General features: G+C 66.3%; 16 protein-coding genes and 1 pseudogene. 11 read left to right on the forward strand and 6 right to left on the reverse strand.

Features of this window, described 5'->3' with window-relative positions; translation table 11 throughout:
* Positions 1 to 74: 74 nt before the first annotated feature.
* Positions 75 to 776: pseudogene (locus B2R83_RS10955) on the forward strand (LysR substrate-binding domain-containing protein); the annotation flags it as partial.
* Between the two features lie 343 nt (positions 777 to 1,119).
* Here the strand turns inward: B2R83_RS10955 and B2R83_RS10960 are convergent.
* The 5 genes from B2R83_RS10960 to B2R83_RS10980 form a co-directional block, all read right to left on the reverse strand.
* Complete coding sequence (locus B2R83_RS10960; protein WP_292041050.1) at positions 1,120 to 1,599, reverse strand: DUF3016 domain-containing protein; 480 nt, start codon at positions 1,597 to 1,599, stop codon at positions 1,120 to 1,122.
* A gap of 494 nt (positions 1,600 to 2,093) precedes the next feature.
* The gene (locus B2R83_RS10965; protein ID WP_292041053.1) at positions 2,094 to 3,215 is read right to left on the reverse strand and encodes a metallophosphoesterase; all 1,122 of its coding nucleotides are present in this window, start codon (positions 3,213 to 3,215) and stop codon (positions 2,094 to 2,096) included.
* Positions 3,216 to 3,441: 226 nt separating this feature from the next.
* The gene (locus B2R83_RS10970; protein ID WP_292041056.1) at positions 3,442 to 4,803 is read right to left on the reverse strand and encodes an MFS transporter; all 1,362 of its coding nucleotides are present in this window, start codon (positions 4,801 to 4,803) and stop codon (positions 3,442 to 3,444) included.
* Positions 4,790 to 5,830, reverse strand: coding sequence for a glucokinase (locus tag B2R83_RS10975; protein WP_292041058.1), 1,041 nt, complete (start codon positions 5,828 to 5,830; stop codon positions 4,790 to 4,792). Before B2R83_RS10975 ends, B2R83_RS10970 begins: the two co-directional genes overlap by 14 nt.
* A gap of 40 nt (positions 5,831 to 5,870) precedes the next feature.
* Positions 5,871 to 7,205: a GH1 family beta-glucosidase gene (locus B2R83_RS10980; RefSeq protein WP_292041061.1), complete on the reverse strand. Its 1,335-nt coding sequence runs from the start codon at positions 7,203 to 7,205 to the stop codon at positions 5,871 to 5,873.
* 209 nt (positions 7,206 to 7,414) lie between these two features.
* Between B2R83_RS10980 and B2R83_RS10985 the strand changes: the two genes are divergently transcribed.
* Positions 7,415 to 8,446 carry a LacI family DNA-binding transcriptional regulator gene (locus B2R83_RS10985; protein WP_292041064.1) on the forward strand — a complete coding sequence of 344 codons (1,032 nt, stop codon included), beginning with the start codon at positions 7,415 to 7,417 and terminating at the stop codon, positions 8,444 to 8,446.
* A gap of 7 nt (positions 8,447 to 8,453) precedes the next feature.
* On the opposite strand, the gene B2R83_RS10990 is transcribed toward B2R83_RS10985, so the two are convergent.
* The gene (locus B2R83_RS10990) at positions 8,454 to 9,596 is read right to left on the reverse strand and encodes an endo-1,4-beta-xylanase (protein WP_292041067.1); all 1,143 of its coding nucleotides are present in this window, start codon (positions 9,594 to 9,596) and stop codon (positions 8,454 to 8,456) included.
* 187 nt (positions 9,597 to 9,783) lie between these two features.
* Between B2R83_RS10990 and B2R83_RS10995 the strand changes: the two genes are divergently transcribed.
* From B2R83_RS10995 to B2R83_RS11035, 9 genes are all read left to right on the forward strand, one after another.
* The gene (locus B2R83_RS10995) at positions 9,784 to 10,932 is read left to right on the forward strand and encodes a LacI family DNA-binding transcriptional regulator (RefSeq protein ID WP_292041070.1); all 1,149 of its coding nucleotides are present in this window, start codon (positions 9,784 to 9,786) and stop codon (positions 10,930 to 10,932) included.
* A gap of 292 nt (positions 10,933 to 11,224) precedes the next feature.
* Positions 11,225 to 13,645 (forward strand): glycoside hydrolase family 3 N-terminal domain-containing protein, encoded by a 2,421-nt coding sequence (locus B2R83_RS11000; RefSeq protein ID WP_292041073.1) that lies wholly within the window; start codon positions 11,225 to 11,227, stop codon positions 13,643 to 13,645.
* A 16-nt stretch (positions 13,646 to 13,661) separates the two neighbouring features.
* On the forward strand, positions 13,662 to 14,861 hold the full coding sequence (locus B2R83_RS11005) for a fumarylacetoacetate hydrolase family protein (protein ID WP_292041075.1): 1,200 nt from the start codon (positions 13,662 to 13,664) through the stop codon (positions 14,859 to 14,861).
* Between the two features lie 24 nt (positions 14,862 to 14,885).
* Complete coding sequence (locus B2R83_RS11010) at positions 14,886 to 15,677, forward strand: SDR family NAD(P)-dependent oxidoreductase (RefSeq protein WP_209586475.1); 792 nt, start codon at positions 14,886 to 14,888, stop codon at positions 15,675 to 15,677.
* Positions 15,674 to 16,564 carry an SMP-30/gluconolactonase/LRE family protein gene (locus tag B2R83_RS11015; protein WP_292041081.1) on the forward strand — a complete coding sequence of 297 codons (891 nt, stop codon included), beginning with the start codon at positions 15,674 to 15,676 and terminating at the stop codon, positions 16,562 to 16,564. Before B2R83_RS11010 ends, B2R83_RS11015 begins: the two co-directional genes overlap by 4 nt.
* A gap of 4 nt (positions 16,565 to 16,568) precedes the next feature.
* Positions 16,569 to 18,359 carry an IlvD/Edd family dehydratase gene (locus B2R83_RS11020; protein WP_292041085.1) on the forward strand — a complete coding sequence of 597 codons (1,791 nt, stop codon included), beginning with the start codon at positions 16,569 to 16,571 and terminating at the stop codon, positions 18,357 to 18,359.
* 113 nt (positions 18,360 to 18,472) lie between these two features.
* Entirely contained in the window at positions 18,473 to 19,483 is a 1,011-nt protein-coding gene (gene xylF / locus B2R83_RS11025; RefSeq protein ID WP_292041089.1) for a D-xylose ABC transporter substrate-binding protein, read from the forward strand.
* 79 nt (positions 19,484 to 19,562) lie between these two features.
* Positions 19,563 to 21,089 carry a D-xylose ABC transporter ATP-binding protein gene (gene xylG, locus B2R83_RS11030; RefSeq protein WP_292041092.1) on the forward strand — a complete coding sequence of 509 codons (1,527 nt, stop codon included), beginning with the start codon at positions 19,563 to 19,565 and terminating at the stop codon, positions 21,087 to 21,089.
* Positions 21,086 to 22,291, forward strand: a complete 1,206-nt coding sequence (locus B2R83_RS11035) for a sugar ABC transporter permease (protein ID WP_414674395.1) — start codon at positions 21,086 to 21,088, stop codon at positions 22,289 to 22,291. The genes xylG and B2R83_RS11035 overlap by 4 nt, the downstream gene beginning before the upstream one ends.
* Positions 22,292 to 22,391 lie beyond the last annotated feature (100 nt).

Below are 22,391 nucleotides of genomic sequence, written 5' to 3' on the forward strand. Positions count from 1 at the left end.
GGAATACTTCGGTTGCTTCTTCGTAGCTCCATTTTCTCAAACAATGGAGCCTCCACAAAATCCGGGGCGGTTCAGAGCGGCTATTGGCCACTGTTGGTCCCTACTGTGAAGGCATCGAGGCCGAACTGGCGTCGCTGAGCGAGGATCGCGACAAGCCGGCCGGCACGGTCAGGATCAGTTCGCACGACCACGCAGTTCGAACGATCCTGTGGCCGAAGCTGTCCAGACTGCTTCCCGCATATCCTGACTTGAAGATCGAGTTTTCGATCCACTACGGACTGATCGACATCGTTGCGGAACGGTTCGATGCAGGCGTGCGCGTGGGCGACCAGGTGGCCAAGGACATGATTGCGATGCGCATTAGCCCGGATTTCCACATGACCGTGGTCGGTTCACCTTCTTACTTCTCAACGCGGAAGGCGCCGGCAGTTCCTCAAGTCCTGACTGAACACAACTGTATCAATTTGCGGCTGCCGACCCACGGCGGCGTGTATGCGTGGGAGTTTGAGAAGGATGGTCAAGAGATGAGCGTGCACGTCCAAGGGCAGGTGATCCTGAATACATCGGCGGAAATCGTGACTGCCGCATTGGAAGGCTATGGTCTGGCTTACGTCCCCCAGGACGTGGCCGACCGCCACATCGCAGCGGGTGACCTGGTGCAGGTGCTGGATGACTGGCGCCCGACCTATCCCGGGTATCACTTGTACTATCCAAGTCGGCGCAATGCGTCGCCGGCATTTTTGCTTGTGTTGGACGCGTTGCGCCTGAGGGCCTGATGAAGTGGGATGGAGAACGTCCGTTTTGGGTCGGTTCCTGCCCTTCGTGACGTCTACGTCCATCGGCGCGCGGGTCCGAAGAATGTCTGGACATTGTGTAGCGACCGGCAGCGCCTAGATTGGAAGAAGATGCCGCTGGCAAATCACGGGAAATATTGGCTGATACCGAGTTTTTGCAGAGACGACCGGCCCGCCTGTTATGTGATGCAAGCGTCGGATAAATGTGCGGTGACAGCCGGGAACATGCGATTTTTAGTTCGGTGCGCTCGAGCGCGCCACGGCGCCGTCGTGATCCGCCCCCGGCGAGCCCAGGAGCGCGAGATGCGGGATAATAGATGGGCGCTCAGTGCGCCGCCATCACCTCCTTGCGCCACCAGTCCTCGACCATCTGCTTCTCGTGCGAGTACATCTCGTGGGGATAGCGATTAACTCCCATCAGGTAATTCGGATTGGACAGCTTGGCTTCCCCGGTGCGCACTGCCTTCCCGTCCTGCTCGATGGTGTAGCGCAAGTGCAGACGCGGCCAGTCGGCGCGGCCCTTCAGCACGCGCACATTACGAATCGCCACGCGCGGGAACTCGTCCCCGGCCAAGTCGATATCGAGCATCTCGACCTTCAAGTTTTGCCCCGCCGGCAACTGTTTCGACAGATTCGCGAAATGCTCGCTAAAGTGCCACTCCATGTTTTCCCGGTCGATAACCGAGCGCGGCACGTCCGCCATGTTTGCAGGATGGGCGAACGTCACGATCGCTTCGGCCGATGCATTCAATGAAACGATCGTCACCGCCACTGCCAGCGCGCCCTTGTAGATGAGCTTATTCATTACCGACCCCTTTGCGTGTTCCTATTCATCCAATCGATGAATATACGCTTATTTGGAGGCGTCAGTCTCATTCACAATGCCCGCGCTTTGTTGAAGTCCTGCGAGAAGTTCATGAAGACCTGGTACTTTGGCGTGTTGAGCAGGTTATTTCGAAAATCTGGTTCAAAGCTACGTTGTTGATTCGCAGAGCTCATAACGGCCCGCAGAGCCGTCCAGATGGGTCCGACTCCGTCTTCGCTCCAAGGGGTAACGATACGGGCTCCATTTTGGGGCCCGTATCGTTATTGGCTGTCCGACGTTAACGACGATGTCCGGCGTTGACGGGCGTGTGTCATTCCTCCTGCCGGTAGCATCCTCGATCAAGCAGGAAGCGTGCGACAAGCGCTGGCTCTGCGCTCAGCCACGGAGCCGTCCGCGGTCCCGGCGTCAAGACACTGCTCCAGATGAGGGGAACGGGCCGACGCTACGCTTGCGCCTTTGCCGTCGCAGCGCCCTCAAGGCGCCTGACGCCGCAGCGTAATCCGCGTCAGCTCGGCAGGCACGCCAAGCCGAAGCGCGAAGCCCGGCCACAGCGCCGTGCCATTGTTCAGGTACAGCGTCATGCCGTCGACCTCGTAGCGGCCCGAGACGAAGCCATTGTTCGCCTGTGCCACCACCCGATCGAGCCCGAGGATCATGCCGCCGTGCGTGTGGCCGGACAATTGCAGCGCGACGCCACGGCTGGCCGAAAAGCGGGCATTCCTGGGCTGGTGGTCGAGCAGCACGACCGGCACGCCGCTTGGTGCGCCGCGCAGCGCCGCATCGAGGTCGGGCGCGGGAGCGCCGCTGCGCGGGGCGGTCACGTCGTTCACGCCGGCGAGCACCAGTTGGCCGCTACCTCGCTTGACGATGGTATGGCTATTGTCCAGAGGCCTCATGTTGAGCCCGGCAAAATACGCCATCCATGCGCCGTGGCCGAAAAAGTACTCGTGATTACCGGGAATGACCCAGACGCCGTCCCGGGCGCGCAAGTCACGCAGCGCGGCCACGTCGGCTTCGCGCTCCGCGACATTGCCATCGATGAGGTCACCGGTGATGACGATCAGGTCCGCCCCGAGCGCATTGGCATCATCGACGAGCTTGCGTGTCCATGCTGCATCGAACAGGCGACTGATGTGCAGGTCGGTCAGGTGCAGCACCCGATAACCGTCGAATTCGCGTGGCAAGTCCTTGATTGCGATCTGTACGTCCTTCAGCGGCGGCGGCTTGATCGCCTGCATGACGCCGAGCGCGGCCAACAGCATGGCCGTGACGCCGATCGCGCCGCGCAGGCGCGCAGGGATGGGCACGCGGCGGCGCCGGACCAGTGCGAGCATCAATGCGCCGACATCGAGCACGAGCTGGAACACAGCCAGCAGCAACATGGCGCCAAACGCCCAGTTGAACAGGATGATGAGGGATTTCGGAAATTCCGGCGAAAACACGCTGCCGGAAGAAAAACGCGACCACAGGTGATATTGCGAGGCCAGCACCAACACCACGGCGCCAGCGAGCTTGGTGCGCCCGGCCATGGGCAAGGGCAATAACCAGCGTATCAGCACGACCACGCAGGGCAAACTGAACATCAGATGAAACATCAGCTGCGCTCCATTCGCTTCGGGTTGCGGCTGGAGTCGGCCGGATTGCCGTGCGGGGGCGTGGTGGCCCAAGATAGTGCGAGGTAAATACCCATCGTGCCTTGTGTCCGAGCTGTCGAACACGCGAGCATAACGTAGATTGCGTGAAGCCATGGGCACCGGAGTGATTCGGCGCCGTTCGAAAGAAAAGAGACGGCCGGACGCGCGGGCCCGGCCGTTGCGCCGCTCAGGCGGCGGGGTGGGGCGAACCGGCAGGCGGCACACCGTCCTCCTGCACGGCGACGGCAGGCTGGCTGCCGTCGTCGTGGTGGAAGGGCGCGAACCAGGTCGCCAGGAAGGACGGGATGGTCGCCACCATCACGAAAGTGAAGTAAGCGACGTAGCCCATCATCTCCTGCAGGTGGCCGCTGAGCACGCCCGTCACCATGCCGCACAGCCCCATCAGGCCGGTGCCGAAGGCGTAGTGCGTGGTGGTGTACTTGCCCGGCGCGAGTTGCTGCATCAAGTAGATCATGAAGCCCACGGCGCCGAAACCGAAGAAGAACTTCTCGATGACGACACCCGCCGTGATGGCCATCAGGCTGCTCGGCAGGTAGATGCTCATCAGGAGGAAGGTCACGTTCGGGATGTTCACCGCGCAGCACAGCACGAACAGCGTCGACTTCAGGCCGCGCCGCGCCACGTACCAGCCGCCCAGCAGGGAGCCGAGCAGCACCGCGGCCAGGCCATAGGTGCCGTAGATCAGCCCCAGCATTTCGTTCGACAGCCCCAGCCCGCCCTTGGAGGCCGGGTCGACCATGAAGAAGGGACCGATCTTCTCGAGGAAGCCGATGCTGAGCCGGAACAGGAAGGCAAAGGCGATCATCTTCCAGATATCGCGCTTCTGGAACAGGGTGACGAAAGCGTCCAGCAGGATGCGCCCGGCGTCACGCACGCTCGACGGCGTGTCGGCGGCGCGCGCGCCTTCCGGCATCACGCGCGCATGCCACAGCGCCATCAGGAGGGTGATGCCGGCGACCAGGAAGAAGATGATGCGCCAGGACTCGACCCAGTCTGGACCGAATACTTTCGGATCGTGGCCGAACACATTGGTGTGCAGGTAGCCGCTCAGGAACACCATGCCGCCCGCGGCGACGATCGGGCCGATGTTCCAGGACAGGCTCTGGATGCCGCAATACAGCGACTGGGCGCGTGAGTCGAGCGAGGTGACGTAGACGCCGTCGCTGGCGATGTCCTGCGTGGCGCCGATGAAGGACAGCGCGAAGAACAGCGCCATCAGGATGCCCATGTAGCCGGGCAGGCCCAATGCCAGGCCGACCCCGGCGAAACCGAGCCCGATCGCCACCTGCGCGCACAGCACGAAGAACTTCTTGGTGCGGTACATCTCCACGAACGGCGCGAACAGCGGCTTGATCGTGTATGCCAGGATCAGGAGGCTGGAATACTGCGCGGCCCGGCCGTTGTCCATGCCCAGGTTCTTGAACATGATGGCGGTGACGCTGGTGAGCATCACGTAACCGAGCGCCATCGTGAAGTAGCCGCTCGGCACCCACAGCAGCGGGTGGCGGCTGCGCTCAGGCATGCCCATGCTGCACCTCCAGCGCCGCTTGCGGCAAGGCGTGCGCCGCTGGTCGCGCATCCAGGTGTTCCGCCAGCATGGCGGCGGCGCCAGCCAGGGCCGGGTAGGGCGCATGGATCACGAAGCAGGGAATGCGCGCGGCAAAGCTTGAGAAGCGCCCCTTGTTCTCGAAGCGGGCGCGGAACGACGAGCGCGCGAACCATTCGCCCAGGCGCGGCACCACACCGCCGCCGATGTAGATGCCGCCGCGCGCACACAGGGTCACGGCGAGGTTGGCCGCCACGGTGCCGAGCATGCCGCAGAAGCTGTCGAGGGTGTCGGCGCACAGCGGGTCGGCGCCGATCAGGCCCCGTTCGACGATGACGGCCGGCTCCAGCGGCGCGGGCTCGAGGCCGGCGCATGCCCGCAGGGCGTCGTGGATCAGCGCCAGCCCGGGCCCGGAGACCAGGCGTTCGGCCGAGACGTGGTCCCAGCGCTGCCAGCAGTAGGCCAGGATGTCCTGCTCGCGGCGGTCGGCGGGCGAAAAGGCCACGTGGCCGCCTTCGCTTTGCAGGACGTTCCAGCGCCCGTGCGCGGGCAGCAGGCCCGCCACGCCGAGGCCGGTGCCGGCGCCGACCAGGCCGATCGCGCCGTCCAGCGCCGGGGCGCCGCCGCCCACCTGCACCAGCTCGGAGGCGGCCAGCTGCGGCAGCGCCATCGCCAGCGCGGCGAAGTCGTTCACCGCCAGCAGGGTCTCCAGCCCCAGTTCCGCGCGCGCCGCCTGCAGCGAGAACTCCCAGCAGTGGTTGGTCATCTTGACATGGTCGCCTTCGACCGGGTTGGCGATGGCGATCACCGCATGGCGCACCGGCGCCGTGGGCGTGCGGTGGCGTTCCAGGTAAGCGCGCGCGGCGTCCTGGAAGCGCGGGTAGTCGGCGCAGGCCAGGGTCTCGGTCGCTTCGATCGAGCCCGTGCCGCGCTCCAGGGCAAAGCGCGCGTTGGTGCCGCCGATGTCGGCCACCAGGCGCGGGCCGTCCCGGTATTGTTCGTCGTTCATTGTCTCCTCCGTGTTTCTTTTTATTTGCCTGGCATGCGCGTCATGCTGCGCGGCGCTGCCCGCGCTGGGCGGCGACGAAGTCGCGGTACCAGTGGGCGCTGGCCTTCGGCGTGCGCTGCTGCGTAGCATAATCGACGTGGTAGATGCCGAAGCGCTTGGCGTAGCCCGAGTTCCACTCGAAATTGTCCATCAGGCTCCACATGAAATAGCCGCGCACGTCCACGCCGGCGTCCATGGCCGTCTTCAGCGCCGCCAGGTGCTGCTCGACGAAGCGGATCCGGGAGGTATCGTTCACCTGTCCCGCCTCGACGCGGTCGGCCGAAGCCATGCCGTTCTCGGTGATGTAGATGGGTGGCAGAGTATATTCATCCTTGAGCTTGAGGAGAAGCTCGGTCAGGCCCTGCGGGTAGATTTCCCAGCCCATGTCGGTGGTTCCCAGCACGGCCGGCGCCGTGCGCGGCGGCGTCTCGGCGCTGGCGTAGTGGCGGAAGTAGTAGTTCACGCCCAGGAAGTCGAGCGGACCCTGGATGATGTCGAGGTCGCCCTCCGCGACCTGGGGCGCGTCGGCGCCGTGCGCGCGCAGCGCCAGTTCCGGGTAGCGGCCCTTCAGGATCGGGTCCATGAACCACTGCACCGAGCGCGCCCACTCCAGCTCCGCCAGCGCGCGGTCGGCCTCGCTATCGGTGGCCGGGTCCGAGGTCCACTGGTTCAGCACGATGCCGAGCGCGGCGCGCGGACTCAAGGAGCGCATCGCGCGCATCGCCAGGCCGTGCGAGAGCAGCAGGTGGTGGGATACCTGGATCGCCTGCCTGGCGTCGGTGACGCCGGGGGCGAACTGCGAATTGCCGTAGCCCAGGTTGGCGGTGCACCAGGGTTCGTTGTGGGTCGCGATGCTGGCCAGGCGGTCGCCGAAGCGGCGCGCCACTTCCTCTGCGTAATCGGCGAAGCGGTAGGCGGTGTCGCGCGCGAGCCAGCCGCCCCCGTCCTGCAGGCCTTGCGGCAGGTCCCAGTGATACAGGGTCAGGTGCGGCGCGATGCCTTTTTCCTGCAGCGCATCGAGCAGGCGCGCGTAGAAGTCGAAGCCCTTTTCGTTCCATGCGCCCTTGCCGGCCGGCTGCACGCGCGCCCAGGCCATCGAGAAGCGATAGGCATCCACGCCCAGGCCGGCCATCAGGCCGACGTCCTCGCGGTAGCGGTGGTAGTGGTCGCAGGCGACGTCGCCGTTGCTGCCGTCCTTGATGTTGGCGGGGTTGCGCGAGAAGGTGTCCCAGATCGAGGGACCTTTTCCGTCGGCGTCGGCGGCGCCTTCGATCTGGAAGGCGCTGGTGGCGACGCCCCAGGTGAAATCGGGAGGGAATTGCGTGGAATCGGTCATGGCGGATGATGTCGAGGTTGGCGGCGAGGCCCGGTGGCGTGCCAGCGCAGCCACTGCGAACCCGTTTATGAAATCGATTTCATCATATGCGGGTGCCGGAGCGGGTGTCAACGATATTTTGGCGGGTAGTAGCGTGGTAGCTGCTGCTATACTGGCAATTTTCCACCCCTGGCCGCGGCCCCGAGTTGCCGTTCCGGCCGAAAGCATGCATGAGAAAAGCATCCGACAGGCCGACGGCCACTGTCCATGAAGTCGCCCGCGTGGCCGGGGTGTCGGCGGCGACGGTGTCGCGCCTGCTGAACGGCACCGCCAAGGTCTCCGACGACAAGCGCCAGGCGATCGAACAGGCGATCGAACGGCTGAACTACAAACCGAACGTGCTCGCCCAGAACCTCAAGACCGGCAGCTCGCGTACCATCGGCATCCTGACCCAGTCGCTGGCCTCGGGCTACTTTGCCGACGCCATGGCCGGCGTCGACGAAGCCCTGCAGGGCACCGGTTATGCGCCGCTGATCGTGTCCGGCCACTGGCATGCGGACGAAGAGGCGGAGCGGATCGAACTCCTGATCGCGCGCCGGGTGGACGGCCTGGTGATCCTGAGCGGGAACCTGAAGGACGAGCAGATCCTGGCCCTGTCCGAGCAGGTGCCGATCGTCGCCTTCGGACGCGACCTGCAAGGCCCGCGCACCTATGGCTTCTGCCTGGACAACTACCGCGGCGCCTGCGACGCGGTCGAGCACCTGGTGGAACACGGCCACCGCGACATCGCCTTCATCGCGGGCCCCTCCGAGCACCGCGATGCGCTGGCGCGCCTGGCCGGTTACCGCGACACCCTGGCCAGGCATGGGATCAAGCCGCAGCGCAAGCTGGTGCTGCCCGGCGACTTCTCGGAGTCCGGCGGCCTGCAGGCGGTCGAGCGCCTGCTCGCATCCGGCCAGCGCTTCACGGCCATCTTCGCGGCCAACGACCTGACCGCGTATGGCGCCCGGCTGGCCCTGTTCCGGCGCGGCATCGCGGTGCCGGACGAAGTGTCCGTGGTCGGCTTCGACGACCTGCACAGCTCGATGTACACGACGCCTCCCTTGACGACGGTGCGCCAGCCGCTGTTCGACGTCGGTCAGCGCCTGGGACGGGCGATCCTGCGGATGATCCGCCACCAGCCGCTCGAGCTCGAAGTGCCGGAACCGACCCTCGTGGTGCGGGAGTCGGTGCGCGCGATTGGGGCGGCACCGCTCCCGTAGGCTCACGTCAAGCCTGGCGGTCCGGCATGGCGCGCATCGCGTCCGCGATCGCCTGGCGCAGCGGCTTGGCGCGCAGCTGCGCGTCGTAGGGAAGGGGACGCTGCGCCAGCTTGTCCTTGCGCGGCGCCTCGTCCCAGGTCTGCAGCCAGCTGATGTGGTCGGCCATACCCCACAGCAGGAAGTCTTTCAGGCGCGGATAGGAAAGCGTCACGTCGAGGAATTCGCGCGCGGCGGCGGCCACGCCGGCGTCGCGCTTGGCGATATCGGCCGGCAGGGCGCGGTCGTTGACGTCGAACTCGGTGATCAACAGGTCGTAGCCCATGGCGGTGGCCTCGTCCAGGAATTTGCGCCACTCCAGCATGTCTTCGCGGCCGCGCTTCTTGCTCTCGTCCCAGGAGCCGATGTGGGCCTGCAGGCCGAGCGCATGGACCGGGGTGCCGCGCTTCTTCAGTTCGGCCAGCATGGCCAGCACGCCGGCGCGGTGCTTGGCGCTGCCCGAGTCTTCGCGCATGTAGTCGTTGTAGACCAGCTGGGCGTGTGGCGCATATTCCTGGGCCAGGCGGAACGCCAGGTCGATCTGCTCGATGGCGCCGCTGGAGCCGGGGAATGCGCGGGTCAGGGCGTTCTGGCGCATCTTGCCGTCGGTATGGTCGACTGCTTCGTTGACCACGTCCCAGCTGCCGATTCGCTTGCCGTAGTGTTCGCATACGGTCTTGACGTGCTTGCGCATCAGGGCTTCGGCGCGCGCGCTGCCCTTGCCGAAATCTTCTTTCGCGATCCAGCCCGGCAGCCATTTCTCGGCCTGCCAGAACAGGTTATGGCCGCGCATCGCCATGCCGCTCTTCTCGGCCCAGGCCAGCATCGCGTCGGCCGGCCCGAAGCGGTAGGCGTCGCGCGCCGGCTCGAGTGCCTGCCACTTCATCTCGTTCTCGGCCACGATGATGTTGCACTCGCGTTCGACCAGGGCGCGGTAGGCCGCGTTGCCGAACTGGTTCGCGCCGGCGCCTACCGCGGTGCCGAAGCGCAGGCCCTTGCGCTTCGCGATGTCTTTGAGGGCCTCGCCTTTAGGGGCGGCTGCCAGTGCGGGGAAGCCCGCCGGCAGAAGGGCGGCGCCGGCCAGGGCCTGCAGCATGGTGCGTCGTGTCGTCATGTGGTTTGGGTCTCCATGTTGTAATCGTGTCCGCGAATGTTAGCGCAAACTTTCCGCGATTGAAATCGATTTCGGAGCACCTGCGGTTTTTATGCTGACGCAGGCAGGGACACGTTTACGCGTTTGCGAATGTGTTAAGATAGCGCAAACAACAGGGTTGAAAGTCCATACAGGGGTCTGCGAGAACATGAGTAAAGCCAACGTGAAAGCCATCCAGGAAGACGTGGAGCGTCGCGGCCAGCCGACCATGGCTGACGTCGCCAAGCTGGCCGGCGTCTCGCCGATGACGGTGTCGCGCGTCATGAACGGCAAGGGCCTGGTGCGCGAGAGCACGCGGCGCAAGGTCGCCGAGGCGGTCGCCGCCCTGAACTACACCCCCAACCAGGAGGCGCGCAACCTGGCCGGCTCCAAGCCGATCCGGGTCGGATTCCTGTACAGTAACCCGAGCGCCGCCTACCTCAGCGAATTCCTGGTCGGCCTGCTCAGCCAGTCCGGCCTGAACAACGTCCAGCTGTTCGTCGAGAAGTGCGAAGCCGGGCAGCACGAAGAAGAGCAGACCCGGCGCCTGATCGGCAACGGGCTGGACGGCATCATCCTGCCGCCGCCGCTGTGCGACAGCGAAGCCGTGATCGCGTGCGTGGCCGAGGCCGACATCCCGGCCGTGGTAGTGGCCTGCGGTTCGCCGGACGAGCGCGTGGGCGCCGTCAGCATCGACGACTACGATGCCGCCTACCAGATGACGCGCCACCTGATCGCACTCGGCCACCAGCGCATCGGCTTCATCGTCGGCCACCCGAACCAGACCGCCAGCGGACGCCGCCTGGCGGGCTACCGCGCCGCCATCGAAGAGAAGGGCGCCGACAAGGCCGAAGACCTGGTGGTGCAGGGCATGTTCACCTACCGCTCGGGCCTGGATGCGGCGGAACACCTGCTGGCCCTCGAGGAGCGTCCGACCGCGATCTTCGCCAGTAACGACGACATGGCCGCGGCTGCCGTCGCGGTAGCGCACCGCCTGGGCCTGGACGTGCCGGGCGACCTGACCGTCACCGGCTTCGACGACTCGGCCCTGGCCACCACCATCTGGCCCGAACTGACCACCGTGCGCCAGCCGATCGCCGAGATGGCGCGCGAGGCCGTGCAGTCGCTGGTGCGGCGCGTGCGCGCACTGCGCGAGGGAGAAGAGGCGCCGCCGGAACGCGTGCCGATGGTATTCGAACTGGTACGCCGCCAGTCGGACGCCGCCCCGCGCACCAGGCCGCCTGCGCGGCTTCCTTCCGTCAAGGCTGGCGCCAAGGCCGCACCTTCGGGTGCGCGCCGCGTCCAGGCAACACGCTGAGCTACGCGCGCGGCTGATTGCGCGCTCGTTCTCGGCCCCGCAGCGCGCCGTGCCGGCGCGCCCGCGGCACCCTTTCTCTTCCCCGACATCCCCGCCCCGAGGCCACTCCGGCCAGGTTCCCATCGCCTTTCGTCGCGCTCGCTGAACATTCGGCAAGTATTTGATTGACAGCTGATAATACCGCCGTTTAGACTGGAATGGTTGCGGTAACATTTCTGTTATACGAATGTTTGAATGCACTCACCCGCCATCCACGAGCGGGACATAACAACAAGCAGCGGAGACGACATCGATGGGTATCAAACGCAGGGAGTTCCTGGCCTCGGTAGGGAGCATGGCCGGCATGGCAGGCCTGGGCAGCGTCCCGGCCCTCGCGGCAGCGGCGCCCAAGGGCGCGCAGGGCGTACCGTTGTACAAGCAGGCCGGCGCACCGGTCAATGCGCGGGTCGAAGACCTGCTGCGGCGCATGACGCTGGAGGAGAAGATCGTCCAGATGCAATGCCTGTGGCAAAAGAAGCCGGGCGTGCAGAATCCGGACAGCAGTTTCTCGATCGAGAAGGCGCAGGCCGCCTACCCGAACGGCATGGGCATGCTGGCGCGCCCGTCCGACCGCCTGCTGGGCCGGGACGCCAACGTGGCCGGCAATTCGGGTGCGACCGAAAACCGCGGCCCGCGCGAGACCGCCGAGTATGTAAACGCGGTGCAGAAATGGGCGGTGGAACGCACCCGCCTGGGCATTCCGGTCCTGATGCACGAGGAAGCCTTGCATGGCTACACGGCGCGCGAGGCGACCTGCTTCCCGCAGGCGATCGGCCTGGCTTCGAGCTTCGACCCGCTTCTCGTGACGCAAGTGTTTTCGGTCGCGGCGCGCGAGATGCGTGCGCGCGGCGCCAACCTGGCGCTGGCGCCGGTGGTCGACGTGGCGCGCGATCCGCGCTGGGGCCGCATCGAGGAAACCTATGGCGAAGACCCGCACCTGTGCGGCGTGATCGGCAAGGCCGCCGTGATCGGCTTCTCGGGCGAGACCCTGCCGCTGGCCGCCGACAAGGTGCATGCGACGCTCAAGCACATGACCGGCCACGGCCAGCCCGAGAGCGGCACCAATATCGGCCCGGCCAATGTCGGCGAGCGCACCCTGCGCGAAGACTTTTTCCCGCCGTTCGAGAAGATCGTCAAGGAAACCAATATCGCCGCCGTGATGCCCTCGTATAACGAGATCGATGGCCTGCCTTCGCACGCCAACCGCTGGCTGCTGACCGACGTGCTGCGCAAGGAATGGGGCTTCAAGGGCGCCACCGTGGCCGACTACATGGCCGTGATCGAACTGGTCTCGCGCCACAAGCTGGCAGCGACCGGCAAGGAAGCGGCGCTGCGCGCGGTCAAGGCCGGTGTCGACGTCGAGACCCCGGATCCGGCGGGCTACCTGAGCCTGGCGGAGCTGGTACGCGAGAACAAGATCGCGGTCAAGGAAATCGATGACGCGGTGCGCCGCGTGCTGAAGCTGAAGTTCGACGCCGGACTGTTCGAGAACCCGTATGCCGATGCGGCCCGCGCCGACGCGCTGACCGCCACCCCGGACGCGATCGAACTGGCGCGCGAGGCGGCCCGCCGCAGCGCCGTGCTGCTGAAGAACAAGGTGGACGAGAGAGGCGTGGGCCTGTTGCCGCTGCAGCCGAACCGGGTCGGCAAGATGCTGCTGCTAGGCACCCACGCGAAGGACACGCCGATCGGCGGCTACTCCGATATCCCGCGCCACGTGGTCTCGATCCACGAGGCGCTGGAGAAGGAAGCGCGCGCCCAGGGCTTCTCGTTCGACTACCGCGAGGGCGTGCGCCTGACCGAACAGCGCATCTGGGGCAAGGACGAGATCGAATTCACCAAGCCGGAAGTCAATGCGCGCCTGATCCAGGATGCCGTGGAAGCCGCCAGGTCGGCCGACACCATCGTCATGGTCCTGGGCGACAACGAGATGACCGCGCGCGAAGCCTGGGCCGACCACCACCTGGGCGACCGCATCACGCTGGACCTGCTCGGCCAGCAGAACGACCTGGCGCGCGCCATCTTTGCGCTGAATAAGCCAACCGTGGTGCTGCTGCTGAACGGCCGTCCGCTGTCGGCCAAGCTGCTGGCCGAACGCGCCGACGCCTTGCTCGAATGCTGGTACCTGGGTCAGGAAACCGGCCATGCCGTGGCCGACCTGCTGTTCGGCCGCGCCAACCCGGGCGGCAAGCTGCCGGTCACGATCGCGCGCGACCCGGGCCAGCTGCCGATGTACTACAACCGCAAGCCGAGCACCCGGCGCGGCTACATCGACGGCGTGACCACGCCCTTGTTCCCGTTCGGCTACGGCCTGTCGTATACCCGTTTCGAGATCTCGGCGCCGCGCCTGACCCAGGCGCGCATCGGCGTGAACGGCAGCACCCGGGTCCAGGTGGACGTGCGCAACGTGGGCCAGCTGCGCGGCGACGAGGTCGTGCAGCTGTATATCCGCGACGACGTCAGCTCGGTGACCCGGCCGCTGCTGGAGCTGAAGGGCTTCCAGCGCGTCACGCTCGAGCCGGGCGCAAGCCGTACCCTGGAATTCGACATCAAGCCGAGCGACCTGTGGTTCTTCAACGCCGACATGAAGCGCGTCGTCGAACCGGGCACGTTCAGCATCTTCGTGGGACCGAACAGCGTCGACCTCAAGAAGGCGACCCTCACCGTGGCATAAGGAAAAGAGAAAGATCATGACACAAGAAACCAATCTGCTGCCCGCCGACCTGAACGACGCTTTGCTGGTCGGCCGCGTCTGGCGCGAAGCATCGGCCAACTGCGCGGTCGCCGGCCCCGCCGTGGTGGCGGTACGCCGCGGCCGCCTGGTCGACATCACCCGGCACGCCGCCACGGTGGCCGAGCTGTTCGAGCGCGACGACATGCTGGCCATCGTGCGCGGCGCCGAAGGCGAAGACCTGGGCGACGCGCTGGCGCTGGTGCAGGCCGCAAGCAGCGGGGAAGCCGACGGCGGCATCAAGCTGCTCGCCCCCTGCGACCTGCAGGCGATCAAGGCATGCGGCGTGACCTTCGCGGTCAGCCTGCTGGAGCGCGTGATCGAAGAGCAGGCCAAGGGCGACCCCGGGCGCGCCAGCGAACTGCGTGCCCAGCTGCAGGCCTCGATCGGCACGAACCTGGCGCAGATCGAGCCCGGCTCCGAGGCCGCCCTGCGCCTGAAGGACGAGTTGTCCAGCCGCGGCCTGTGGTCGCAGTACATGGAAGTGGGCATCGGGCCGTATGCCGAAGTGTTCACCAAGTCGCAGCCGATGTCGGCGGTCGGCCACGGCGCGGAGGTCGGCCTGCACCCGGCATCGCACTGGAACAACCCGGAACCGGAAATCGTGCTGGCCGTGAACAGCCGCGGGCTGGTGGTCGGCGGCACGCTCGGCAACGACGTCAACCTGCGCGACATCGAGGGCCGCAGCGCACTGCTCCTGGGCAAGGCCAAGGACAACAACGGTTCCTGCGCGATCGGTCCATTCATCCGCCTGTTCGACGGCGGCTTCTCGCTCGATACCCTGCGCGAAGCCGAAGTGGGCATGCTGATCGAAGGCCTGGACGACGGCTTCACCTTGGCGGGCCACAGCCGCATGCGCGAGATCAGCCGCGACCCGCTCGACCTGGTCGGCCAGACCTGCGGCGCCCACCACCAGTACCCGGACGGCTTCATGCTCTTCCTCGGCACGATGTTCTCGCCGATCAAGGACCGCAACGCGCCGGGCAAAGGCTTCACCCACCACCTCGGGGATCGCGTCAGCATCTCCACGCCCTCGCTTGGCACGCTGGTCAACACGGTCCAGCGCAGCGACGGCATCGAACCCTGGACCTTCGGCGTACGGGCCCTCTACAACAACCTGGCGCGGCGCGGCCTGCTGGCCGCAGCCGGCGGCCGATAGGACGCCACTCCTTACGAGAACTTCATGTCTGACAACAAGAATCAAGAATTTACTTACGCGTCCTACCCGAGCCTGGCGGGCAAGCGGGTCGTCGTCACCGGCGGCGGCAGCGGCATCGGCAGCGAGCTGACGGCGGCCTTCGCCGGGCAGGGCGCGCGCGTGGTCTTCCTCGACATCGCCGAAGAGGCGTCGCGCCAGCTGGAGGCCAGCCTGGCCGCGTCCCAGTACCCGCCGAAGTTCATGCGCTGCGACCTGACCGACCTGGACCAGCTCAAGTCCGTTTTCGCCGCCATTGAGGAAGAGCTCGGGGGCGTCGACATCCTGCTCAACAACGCGGCGAATGACGACCGCCACGAGATCGAGGACGTGACCCCGGAGTATTGGGAAAGCCGCATGAACGTCAACCTGCGCCACAAGTTCTTCTGCACCCAGGCTGTCCTGCCGGGCATGAAAGCGCGGCGCGACGGGGTGATCCTGAACTTCGGCTCGATCTCCTGGCATCTGCCGCACACCCAGCTGCACCTGTACATGACGGCCAAGGCCGGCATCGAGGGCATGACCCGCGCGCTGGCGCGCGATGTCGGCAAGTACGGCATCCGCGCCAACACCGTGGTGCCGGGCGCGGTGCGCACCCCGCGCCAGCAGGCGCTGTGGCATACCGAGGAAGAAGAGGCGCGCATCCTGGCCGGCCAGTGCATCCCGGAGCGCGTCGAGATGCAGGACGTGGCCGCATTGACCCTGTTCCTGGCCTCGAACAACGCGCGCCATTGCAGCGGCCGCGAATACTTCGTCGACGCGGGCTGGTACGGCGCATGAGCGGCCCGAACGACATCGCGAGCAGCCCGGCCTGCCTGTGGCAGGTGGGCGCCACGCTGGGCGAGGGCGTCCTGTGGGACGCCGCCAGCGCGCAGGTCTGGTTCGTCGACATCAAGGGCCGGCGCGTCCACCGCTGCGACGCCGATGGCGCAAACCAGCGGAGCTGGGACGCTCCGGGCCAGGTCAGCTTCATCGTGCGCGCCGGCGACGGCGGCATGGTCTGCTCGCTGGACGACGGCCTGTACCGCTTCCATGAAGATACCGGCGCGTTCGCGCCGCTGCTGGCGGTGGAGGCCGAGGTACCGGGCAACCGCTTCAACGACGGCCACGTCGACGCCGACGGGGCGCTGTGGTTCGGCTCGATGGACGACGCCGAAGAGCAGCCTACCGGCGCGCTGTACCGCTTCGACGGCAGCAAGGCCGAACGCCACGACGACGGCTACATCATCACCAACGGCCCGGCGCTGAGCCCCGACGGGCGCACCCTGTACCACACGGACACCCTGGAAAAGCGCACCTATGCCTTCGACCGGGCGGCGGACGGCAGCCTGTCGAACAAGCGCCTGTTCGTGGAATTGCAGGACGGCGGCTATCCGGACGGCATGGCCGTGGATGCCGAAGGCTGCGTGTGGATCGCCACCTTCGGCGGCTGGCGCATCGACCGCTTCGACGCGCAAGGGCGCAAAGTCGGCGAAGTACGCTTCCCTTGCGCCAACGTCACCAAGCTGGCCTTCGGCGGCGCGGACCTGCGCACGGTCTACGCCACCACCGCCAGCAAGGGCCTGTCGAACGAAGAACTGGCGGCGCAACCGCTGGCCGGCGGCCTGTTCAGCTTCCGCGTGGAGACCCCGGGACTGCCGCAGCGCCTCTTGCGGCTGGAGAAATGAGAACATGAATCACGACGACCAACAACAGAAGCCACGCCGTTTCCGCTCCCAGGACTGGTTCGACAACCCCGAGCGGATCGACATGACCGCGCTCTACCTGGAGCGCTTCATGAACTACGGGATCACCCCGGACGAACTGCGCTCGGGCAAGCCGATCATCGGCATCGCCCAGAGCGGCAGCGACATCGCGCCCTGCAACCGCATCCACCTGGACCTGGCCAAGCGCGTGCGCGACGGCATCCGCGACGCCGGCGGCATCCCGATGGAATTCCCGCTGCACCCGATTTTCGAGAACTGCCGCCGCCCGACCGCGGCGCTGGACCGCAACCTGGCCTACCTGGGCCTGGTCGAGATCCTGCACGGCTACCCGATCGACGCGGTGGTGCTGACCACCGGCTGCGACAAGACCACCCCGGCCCAGTTGATGGCGGCCGCCACGGTCGACATCCCGGCCATCGTGCTGTCGGGCGGCCCGATGCTGGATGGCTGGTTCGAAGGCGAACTGGCCGGTTCGGGCGCCGCCGTCTGGAAAGGGCGCAAGCGCCTGGCAGCAGGCGAGATCGACGAAGAGAAATTCATCCAGATCGCCACCGCCTCGGCCCCGTCCGCCGGCCATTGCAACACCATGGGCACCGCCTCGACCATGAACGCCGTGGCCGAAGCACTGGGCATGTCCCTGACCGGTTGCTCGGCAATTCCCGCGCCGTACCGCGAACGCGGCCAGATGGCCTACGACACCGGCCGCCGCATCGTCGAACTGGCCCATGCAGACGTCCGTCCCTCGACCATCCTGACGCGCGAGGCCTTCCTGGACGCGATCGTGGTCAATGCCGCGATCGGCGGCTCCAGCAACGCTCAGCCCCACATCGTCGCCATGGCGCGCCATGCCGGCGTCGAGATCACGCCCGAGGACTGGATGGAATACGGCTACGACGTGCCGCTGCTGCTCAACATGCAGCCGGCTGGCAAATACCTGGGCGAGCGCTTCCACCGCGCCGGCGGCGTGCCGGCCATCATGTGGGAGCTCGAGCAGCAGGGCCTGCTGCGCTCGCAGCGCCCGACCGTGACCGGCAAGACCATGGCCGAGAACCTGGTGGACAAGGAAAGCTGGGACCGCGAGATGATCCGTCCCTTTGCCGATCCGCTCAAGCACAGTGCCGGCTTCCTGGTCCTGAAGGGCAACCTGTTCGACTTCGCCATCATGAAGACCAGCGTCATTTCCCCGGCTTTCCGCGAGCGCTACCTGTCGGAGCCCGGCGCGGAAAACCGCTTCGAGTGCCGCGTGGTCGTGTTCGACGGTTCGGACGACTACCACCACCGCATCAACGATCCGGCGCTCGAGATCGACGAGCGCACCATGCTGGTGATCCGAGGATCCGGCCCGCTCGGCTGGCCCGGATCGGCCGAGGTGGTGAACATGCAGCCGCCCGATGCATTGATCAAGCGCGGCATCATGGCGCTGCCGACCCTGGGCGACGGCCGCCAGTCCGGCACCTCGGACAGCCCGTCGATCCTGAATGCCTCGCCCGAGAGCGCGGCCGGCGGCAACCTGGCGCTGTTGCGCACCGGCGACATCGTGCGCGTGGACCTGAACGCGGGACGCTGCGACGTTCTCATCTCCGATGCGGAGATGGAAGCACGCCGCAGGGACGACCCGCCGGCGATCCCGCCGAACCAGACGCCGTGGCAGCAGATCTACCGCGCCACCGTGGGCCAGTTGCATACCGGCGCCTGCATGGAACTGGCGCTGCCTTATCGCGGCGTGGGCCACGACATGCCGCGCCATAACCACTAAGGCTAAGACGGGCTGGCGCGGCGGCGGGATTTTGATCAGAATGGCAGAAGCCGCTGCAGCGCTGGACCGCAAGGCAACATAAGCAGCATAAGAAATTCATAGGAGACGTAATAATGAAAAAGATGATCAAGGCCGTCAGCCTGGCCTGCGCCATGCTGTTCACGGGCGGCGTCGGCGTTGCCCACGCCGATGCCACCAATCCCAAGATCGGCTTCTCGATCGACGACCTGCGCCTGGAGCGCTGGGCGCGCGACCGCGATTACTTCACCGCCGCCGCCCAGAAGCTGGGCGCCAAGGTGTACGTACAGTCGGCCGACGCCAGCGAGCAGCGCCAGATCGCCCAGATCGAAAACCTGATCTCGCGCGGCGTGGACGTTCTGGTGATCGTTCCCTACAACGCCACGGTGCTGAACAACGCCATCCGCGAAGCGAAGAAGGCCAAGATCAAGGTGGTCTCGTATGATCGCCTGATCCTGAATGCCGACGTCGACGCCTACGTCTCGTTCGACAACAAGGCGGTCGGCGAACTTCAGGCGCAGTCGCTGGTAAACCTCAAGCCGAAGGGCAACTACTACCTGCTGGGCGGCGCTCCGACCGACAACAACGCCAAGATCCTGCGCGAAGGCCAGATGAAGGTGCTGCAGCCGCTGGTGGACAAGGGCGACATCAAGATCGTCGGCAAGCAGTGGGTCAAGGACTGGAGCGCTTCCGAGGCGATGGCCATCGTCGAGAACGCGTTGACCGCGAGCGGCAACAAGATCGACGCCGTGGTCGCCTCCAACGACGGCACCGCCGGCGGCGCGATCCAGGCGCTGGCAGCCCAGAAGCTGGCAGGCAAGGTGGTGGTGTCGGGCCAGGACGCCGACCTGGCGGCGGTGCGCCGCGTGATCGCCGGCACCCAGACCATGACCGTCTACAAGCCGCTGCGCGCCCTGGCCTCGAACGCGGCCAACGTCGCCGTGCAGCTGGTGCGCAACCAGAAGCCGGCCTACAACGCCCAGATGCACAACGGCGTCAAGAACGTCGACAGCCTGCTGCTCAAGCCTGTCCTGCTGAACAAGTCGAACGTCGACCTGCTGGTCAAGGACGGCTTCTACACCCAGGCACAGCTGGCCGGCAAGTAATCCACCAGCTGTCGGCACTTTGCGCCAGCCGCGCCGGTCGGAGACGACCGGCGTGGCGGCGCACCTGAACGAGTCTTGAATGTCACCCTATCTTCTCCAAATGAAGGGCATCGCGAAGCGATTCGACGGTGTCCCCGCGCTCGACGGGATCGACCTGGCGATCCGTCCCGGCGAGTGCATCGGCCTGTGCGGCGAGAACGGCGCCGGCAAGTCGACACTGATGAAAGTCCTGTCGGCGGTCTACCCGCACGGCAGCTGGGACGGCGAAATCCTGCTCGACGGCCAGCCGCTGCGCGCGCGCTCGGTGCGCGAGACCGAGGACGCCGGCATCATCATCATCCACCAGGAACTGATGCTGGTGCCCGAACTGTCCGTGGCCGAGAACATCTTCCTCGGTAACGAACTGACCCTGCCGGGCGGGCGCCTCGACTATCCCGCAATGAACCGCCGCGCCGAGGAGATCCTGCGCGAACTGAAGCTCCCCGACGTCAACGTGGTGCTGCCGGTGAAGAACTACGGCGGCGGCCACCAGCAACTGATCGAGATCGGCAAGGCCCTGAACAAGCAGGCGCGCCTGCTGATCCTGGACGAGCCCTCGGCCTCGCTGACGGCCAGCGAGATCGAGGTCCTGCTCGAGATCATCCGCGACCTCAAGGCGAAGGGCGTGGCCTGCGTCTACATCTCGCACAAGCTCGAGGAAGTCGCGGCGATCTGCGACACCATCGTGGTCATCCGCGACGGCAAGCACATCGCCACCACGCCGATGCAGCAGATGAACGTGGACCGCATCATTGCCCAGATGTGCGGGCGCGAGATGAACCAGCTGTATCCGTCCCTCCCGCACGAGGTGGGCGAGGTGGTGATGGAGGCGCGCCATGTCACCTGCTGGGACCCGGACCAGCCGCAGCGCAAGAAGGTCGACGACGTGTCCTTCGAGCTGCGCCGCGGCGAGATCCTGGGGATCGCCGGCCTGGTGGGCGCGGGCCGCACCGAGCTGGTCACCGCGATCTACGGCTCCTACGAAGGCGCCTATGAAGGCGAAGTGTGGCTGAACGGCCGGCGGGTCGACACCTCGACACCGCTCAAGGCGATCGGGACGGGCTTCGCCCTGGTGCCCGAAGACCGCAAGCAGCACGGCATCGTGCGCGACCTGTCGGTGGGCGAGAACATCACCCTGTCGGTGCTGGACCGCTTCTCGAAGCTCTCGCGCATCGACGACGGCCTGGAAGCGCGCGAGGTGGGCGAGCAGATCCGCCGCCTGGCGCTCAAGACCGCCAGCCCGGCGCTGCCGATCACGGCGCTCTCGGGCGGCAACCAGCAGAAGGCGGTGCTGGCCAAGATGCTGCTGACCCAGCCGAAGGTGCTGATCCTCGACGAGCCGACCCGCGGGGTCGACGTCGGCGCCAAGTTCGAGATCTACAAGCTGATCCTCGAACTGGCCGCCCAGGGCATCTCGATCATCATGGTGTCGTCCGAACTGGCCGAGGTGCTCGGGGTCTCCGACCGGGTGCTGGTGATGGGCGAGGGCAAGCTGCGTGGGAATTTCCTTAATCAAGGCCTGACCCAGGAAATGGTGTTGGGCGCTGCAATCGGACAGGTGAAATGATGCTAGACAAAGTACACGCGCCAGCGGCGGCCCAGGGGGGCGCGGCACGGGCGGCGACAAACACGGGAATCAGCTTCAAGCAGATTTTCACGCAGTATAAAATCCTGGCCCTGCTGGTCGCGATCGCCATCATCTGGGCCTTCTTCAGCTGGAAGACCGACGGCGGCTTCACTTCCGCGCGCAACCTGTCCAACCTGATGCGCCAGATGTCGGTGACCGGCATCCTGGCCTGCGGCATGGTGTTCGTCATCATCGCCGGCGAGATCGACCTGTCGATTGGCTCGCTCCTCGGGCTATTAGGAGGACTGGCCGCCGTGCTGGATGTCGTCCACCACCTGCCGCTGCCGATCTCGATGGCGATCGTGCTGGCAGGCGGCATGCTGCTCGGCTTCCTGAACGGCTACCTGACAGCCTATGCGGGGATACCCTCATTCATTGTCGGGCTGGGGGGCATGCTGGCCTACCGCGGCATCGTGCTGGGACTGACCGACGGCACCACCATCGCCCCGATCTCGCCGGAATTCGAGCAGCTCGGCCAGGCCTACCTGCCGCCGGCCTTCGGCATGCTGCTCGGCGCCGGCCTGTTCGTGCTGGCCTGCGTGCTGGCCTGGCGCCAGCGCGCCAGCCAGGCGCGCCACAATCTGCCGGTCCTGCCGCTGTGGCGCAGCGTGGCCCGGGTGGCCATCATCGGCGTGGTGCTGGCTGGCCTCATCACCACCTTCAACAGCTATGAAGGCATCCCGCTGCCGGTGCTGATCCTGCTGGTCCTGCTGGGCGTGTTCAGCTACATCGCACGCCAGACCGTGTTCGGCCGCCGCATCTACGCCGTCGGCAGCAATATGGAAGCGACGCGCCTGTCGGGCATCAACGTGCGCGCCGTGAAGCTGTGGATCTTCGGCCTGATGGGCCTGATGTGCGCGCTGGCCGGCCTGATCAACACTGCGCGCCTGGCGGCGGGTTCGCCCTCGGCCGGCATGTCGGCGGAGCTGGACGTGATCGCCGCCTGCTTCATCGGCGGCACCTCGATGCGCGGCGGCGCCGGCACCGTGCACGGCGCGCTGGTGGGCGCCCTGGTCATGGCCAGCCTGGACAACGGCATGTCGATGCTGGACGTCGACACCTACTGGCAGATGATCGTCAAGGGCCTGATCCTGACCCTGGCGGTGTGGCTGGACGTGGCGACGCGTACCGGCCGGCGCTGATCCAGACGGCGCCGGGGCGCCGGTGGACGTGAAAAAGCCAGGCGCATGCGTCTGGCTTTTTCGTTTATGGCCTTGTCCCGATCTTTGTAGGGTGGGCGGG

This window comes from Massilia sp. UBA6681, from assembly GCF_002454935.1.
Taxonomy (GTDB): Bacteria; Pseudomonadota; Gammaproteobacteria; order Burkholderiales; family Burkholderiaceae_D; genus Telluria; species Telluria varians.

Excerpts from the sequence above, each read along its gene's own strand:
- B2R83_RS10960 (WP_292041050.1), bottom strand. The coding sequence starts at position 1,599 with ATGAATAAGCTCATCTACAAGGGCGCGCTGGCAGTGGCGGTGACGATC.
- B2R83_RS10965 (WP_292041053.1), bottom strand. The coding sequence starts at position 3,215 with ATGTTTCATCTGATGTTCAGTTTGCCCTGCGTGGTCGTGCTGATACGC.
- B2R83_RS10970 (WP_292041056.1), bottom strand. The coding sequence starts at position 4,803 with ATGGGCATGCCTGAGCGCAGCCGCCACCCGCTGCTGTGGGTGCCGAGC.
- B2R83_RS10975 (WP_292041058.1), bottom strand. The coding sequence starts at position 5,830 with ATGAACGACGAACAATACCGGGACGGCCCGCGCCTGGTGGCCGACATC.
- B2R83_RS10980 (WP_292041061.1), bottom strand. The coding sequence starts at position 7,205 with ATGACCGATTCCACGCAATTCCCTCCCGATTTCACCTGGGGCGTCGCC.
- B2R83_RS10985 (WP_292041064.1), top strand. The coding sequence starts at position 7,415 with ATGAGAAAAGCATCCGACAGGCCGACGGCCACTGTCCATGAAGTCGCC.
- B2R83_RS10990 (WP_292041067.1), bottom strand. The coding sequence starts at position 9,596 with ATGACGACACGACGCACCATGCTGCAGGCCCTGGCCGGCGCCGCCCTT.
- B2R83_RS10995 (WP_292041070.1), top strand. The coding sequence starts at position 9,784 with ATGAGTAAAGCCAACGTGAAAGCCATCCAGGAAGACGTGGAGCGTCGC.
- B2R83_RS11000 (WP_292041073.1), top strand. The coding sequence starts at position 11,225 with ATGGGTATCAAACGCAGGGAGTTCCTGGCCTCGGTAGGGAGCATGGCC.
- B2R83_RS11005 (WP_292041075.1), top strand. The coding sequence starts at position 13,662 with ATGACACAAGAAACCAATCTGCTGCCCGCCGACCTGAACGACGCTTTG.
- B2R83_RS11010 (WP_209586475.1), top strand. The coding sequence starts at position 14,886 with ATGTCTGACAACAAGAATCAAGAATTTACTTACGCGTCCTACCCGAGC.
- B2R83_RS11015 (WP_292041081.1), top strand. The coding sequence starts at position 15,674 with ATGAGCGGCCCGAACGACATCGCGAGCAGCCCGGCCTGCCTGTGGCAG.
- B2R83_RS11020 (WP_292041085.1), top strand. The coding sequence starts at position 16,569 with ATGAATCACGACGACCAACAACAGAAGCCACGCCGTTTCCGCTCCCAG.
- xylF (WP_292041089.1), top strand. The coding sequence starts at position 18,473 with ATGAAAAAGATGATCAAGGCCGTCAGCCTGGCCTGCGCCATGCTGTTC.
- xylG (WP_292041092.1), top strand. The coding sequence starts at position 19,563 with ATGTCACCCTATCTTCTCCAAATGAAGGGCATCGCGAAGCGATTCGAC.
- B2R83_RS11035 (WP_414674395.1), top strand. The coding sequence starts at position 21,086 with ATGATGCTAGACAAAGTACACGCGCCAGCGGCGGCCCAGGGGGGCGCG.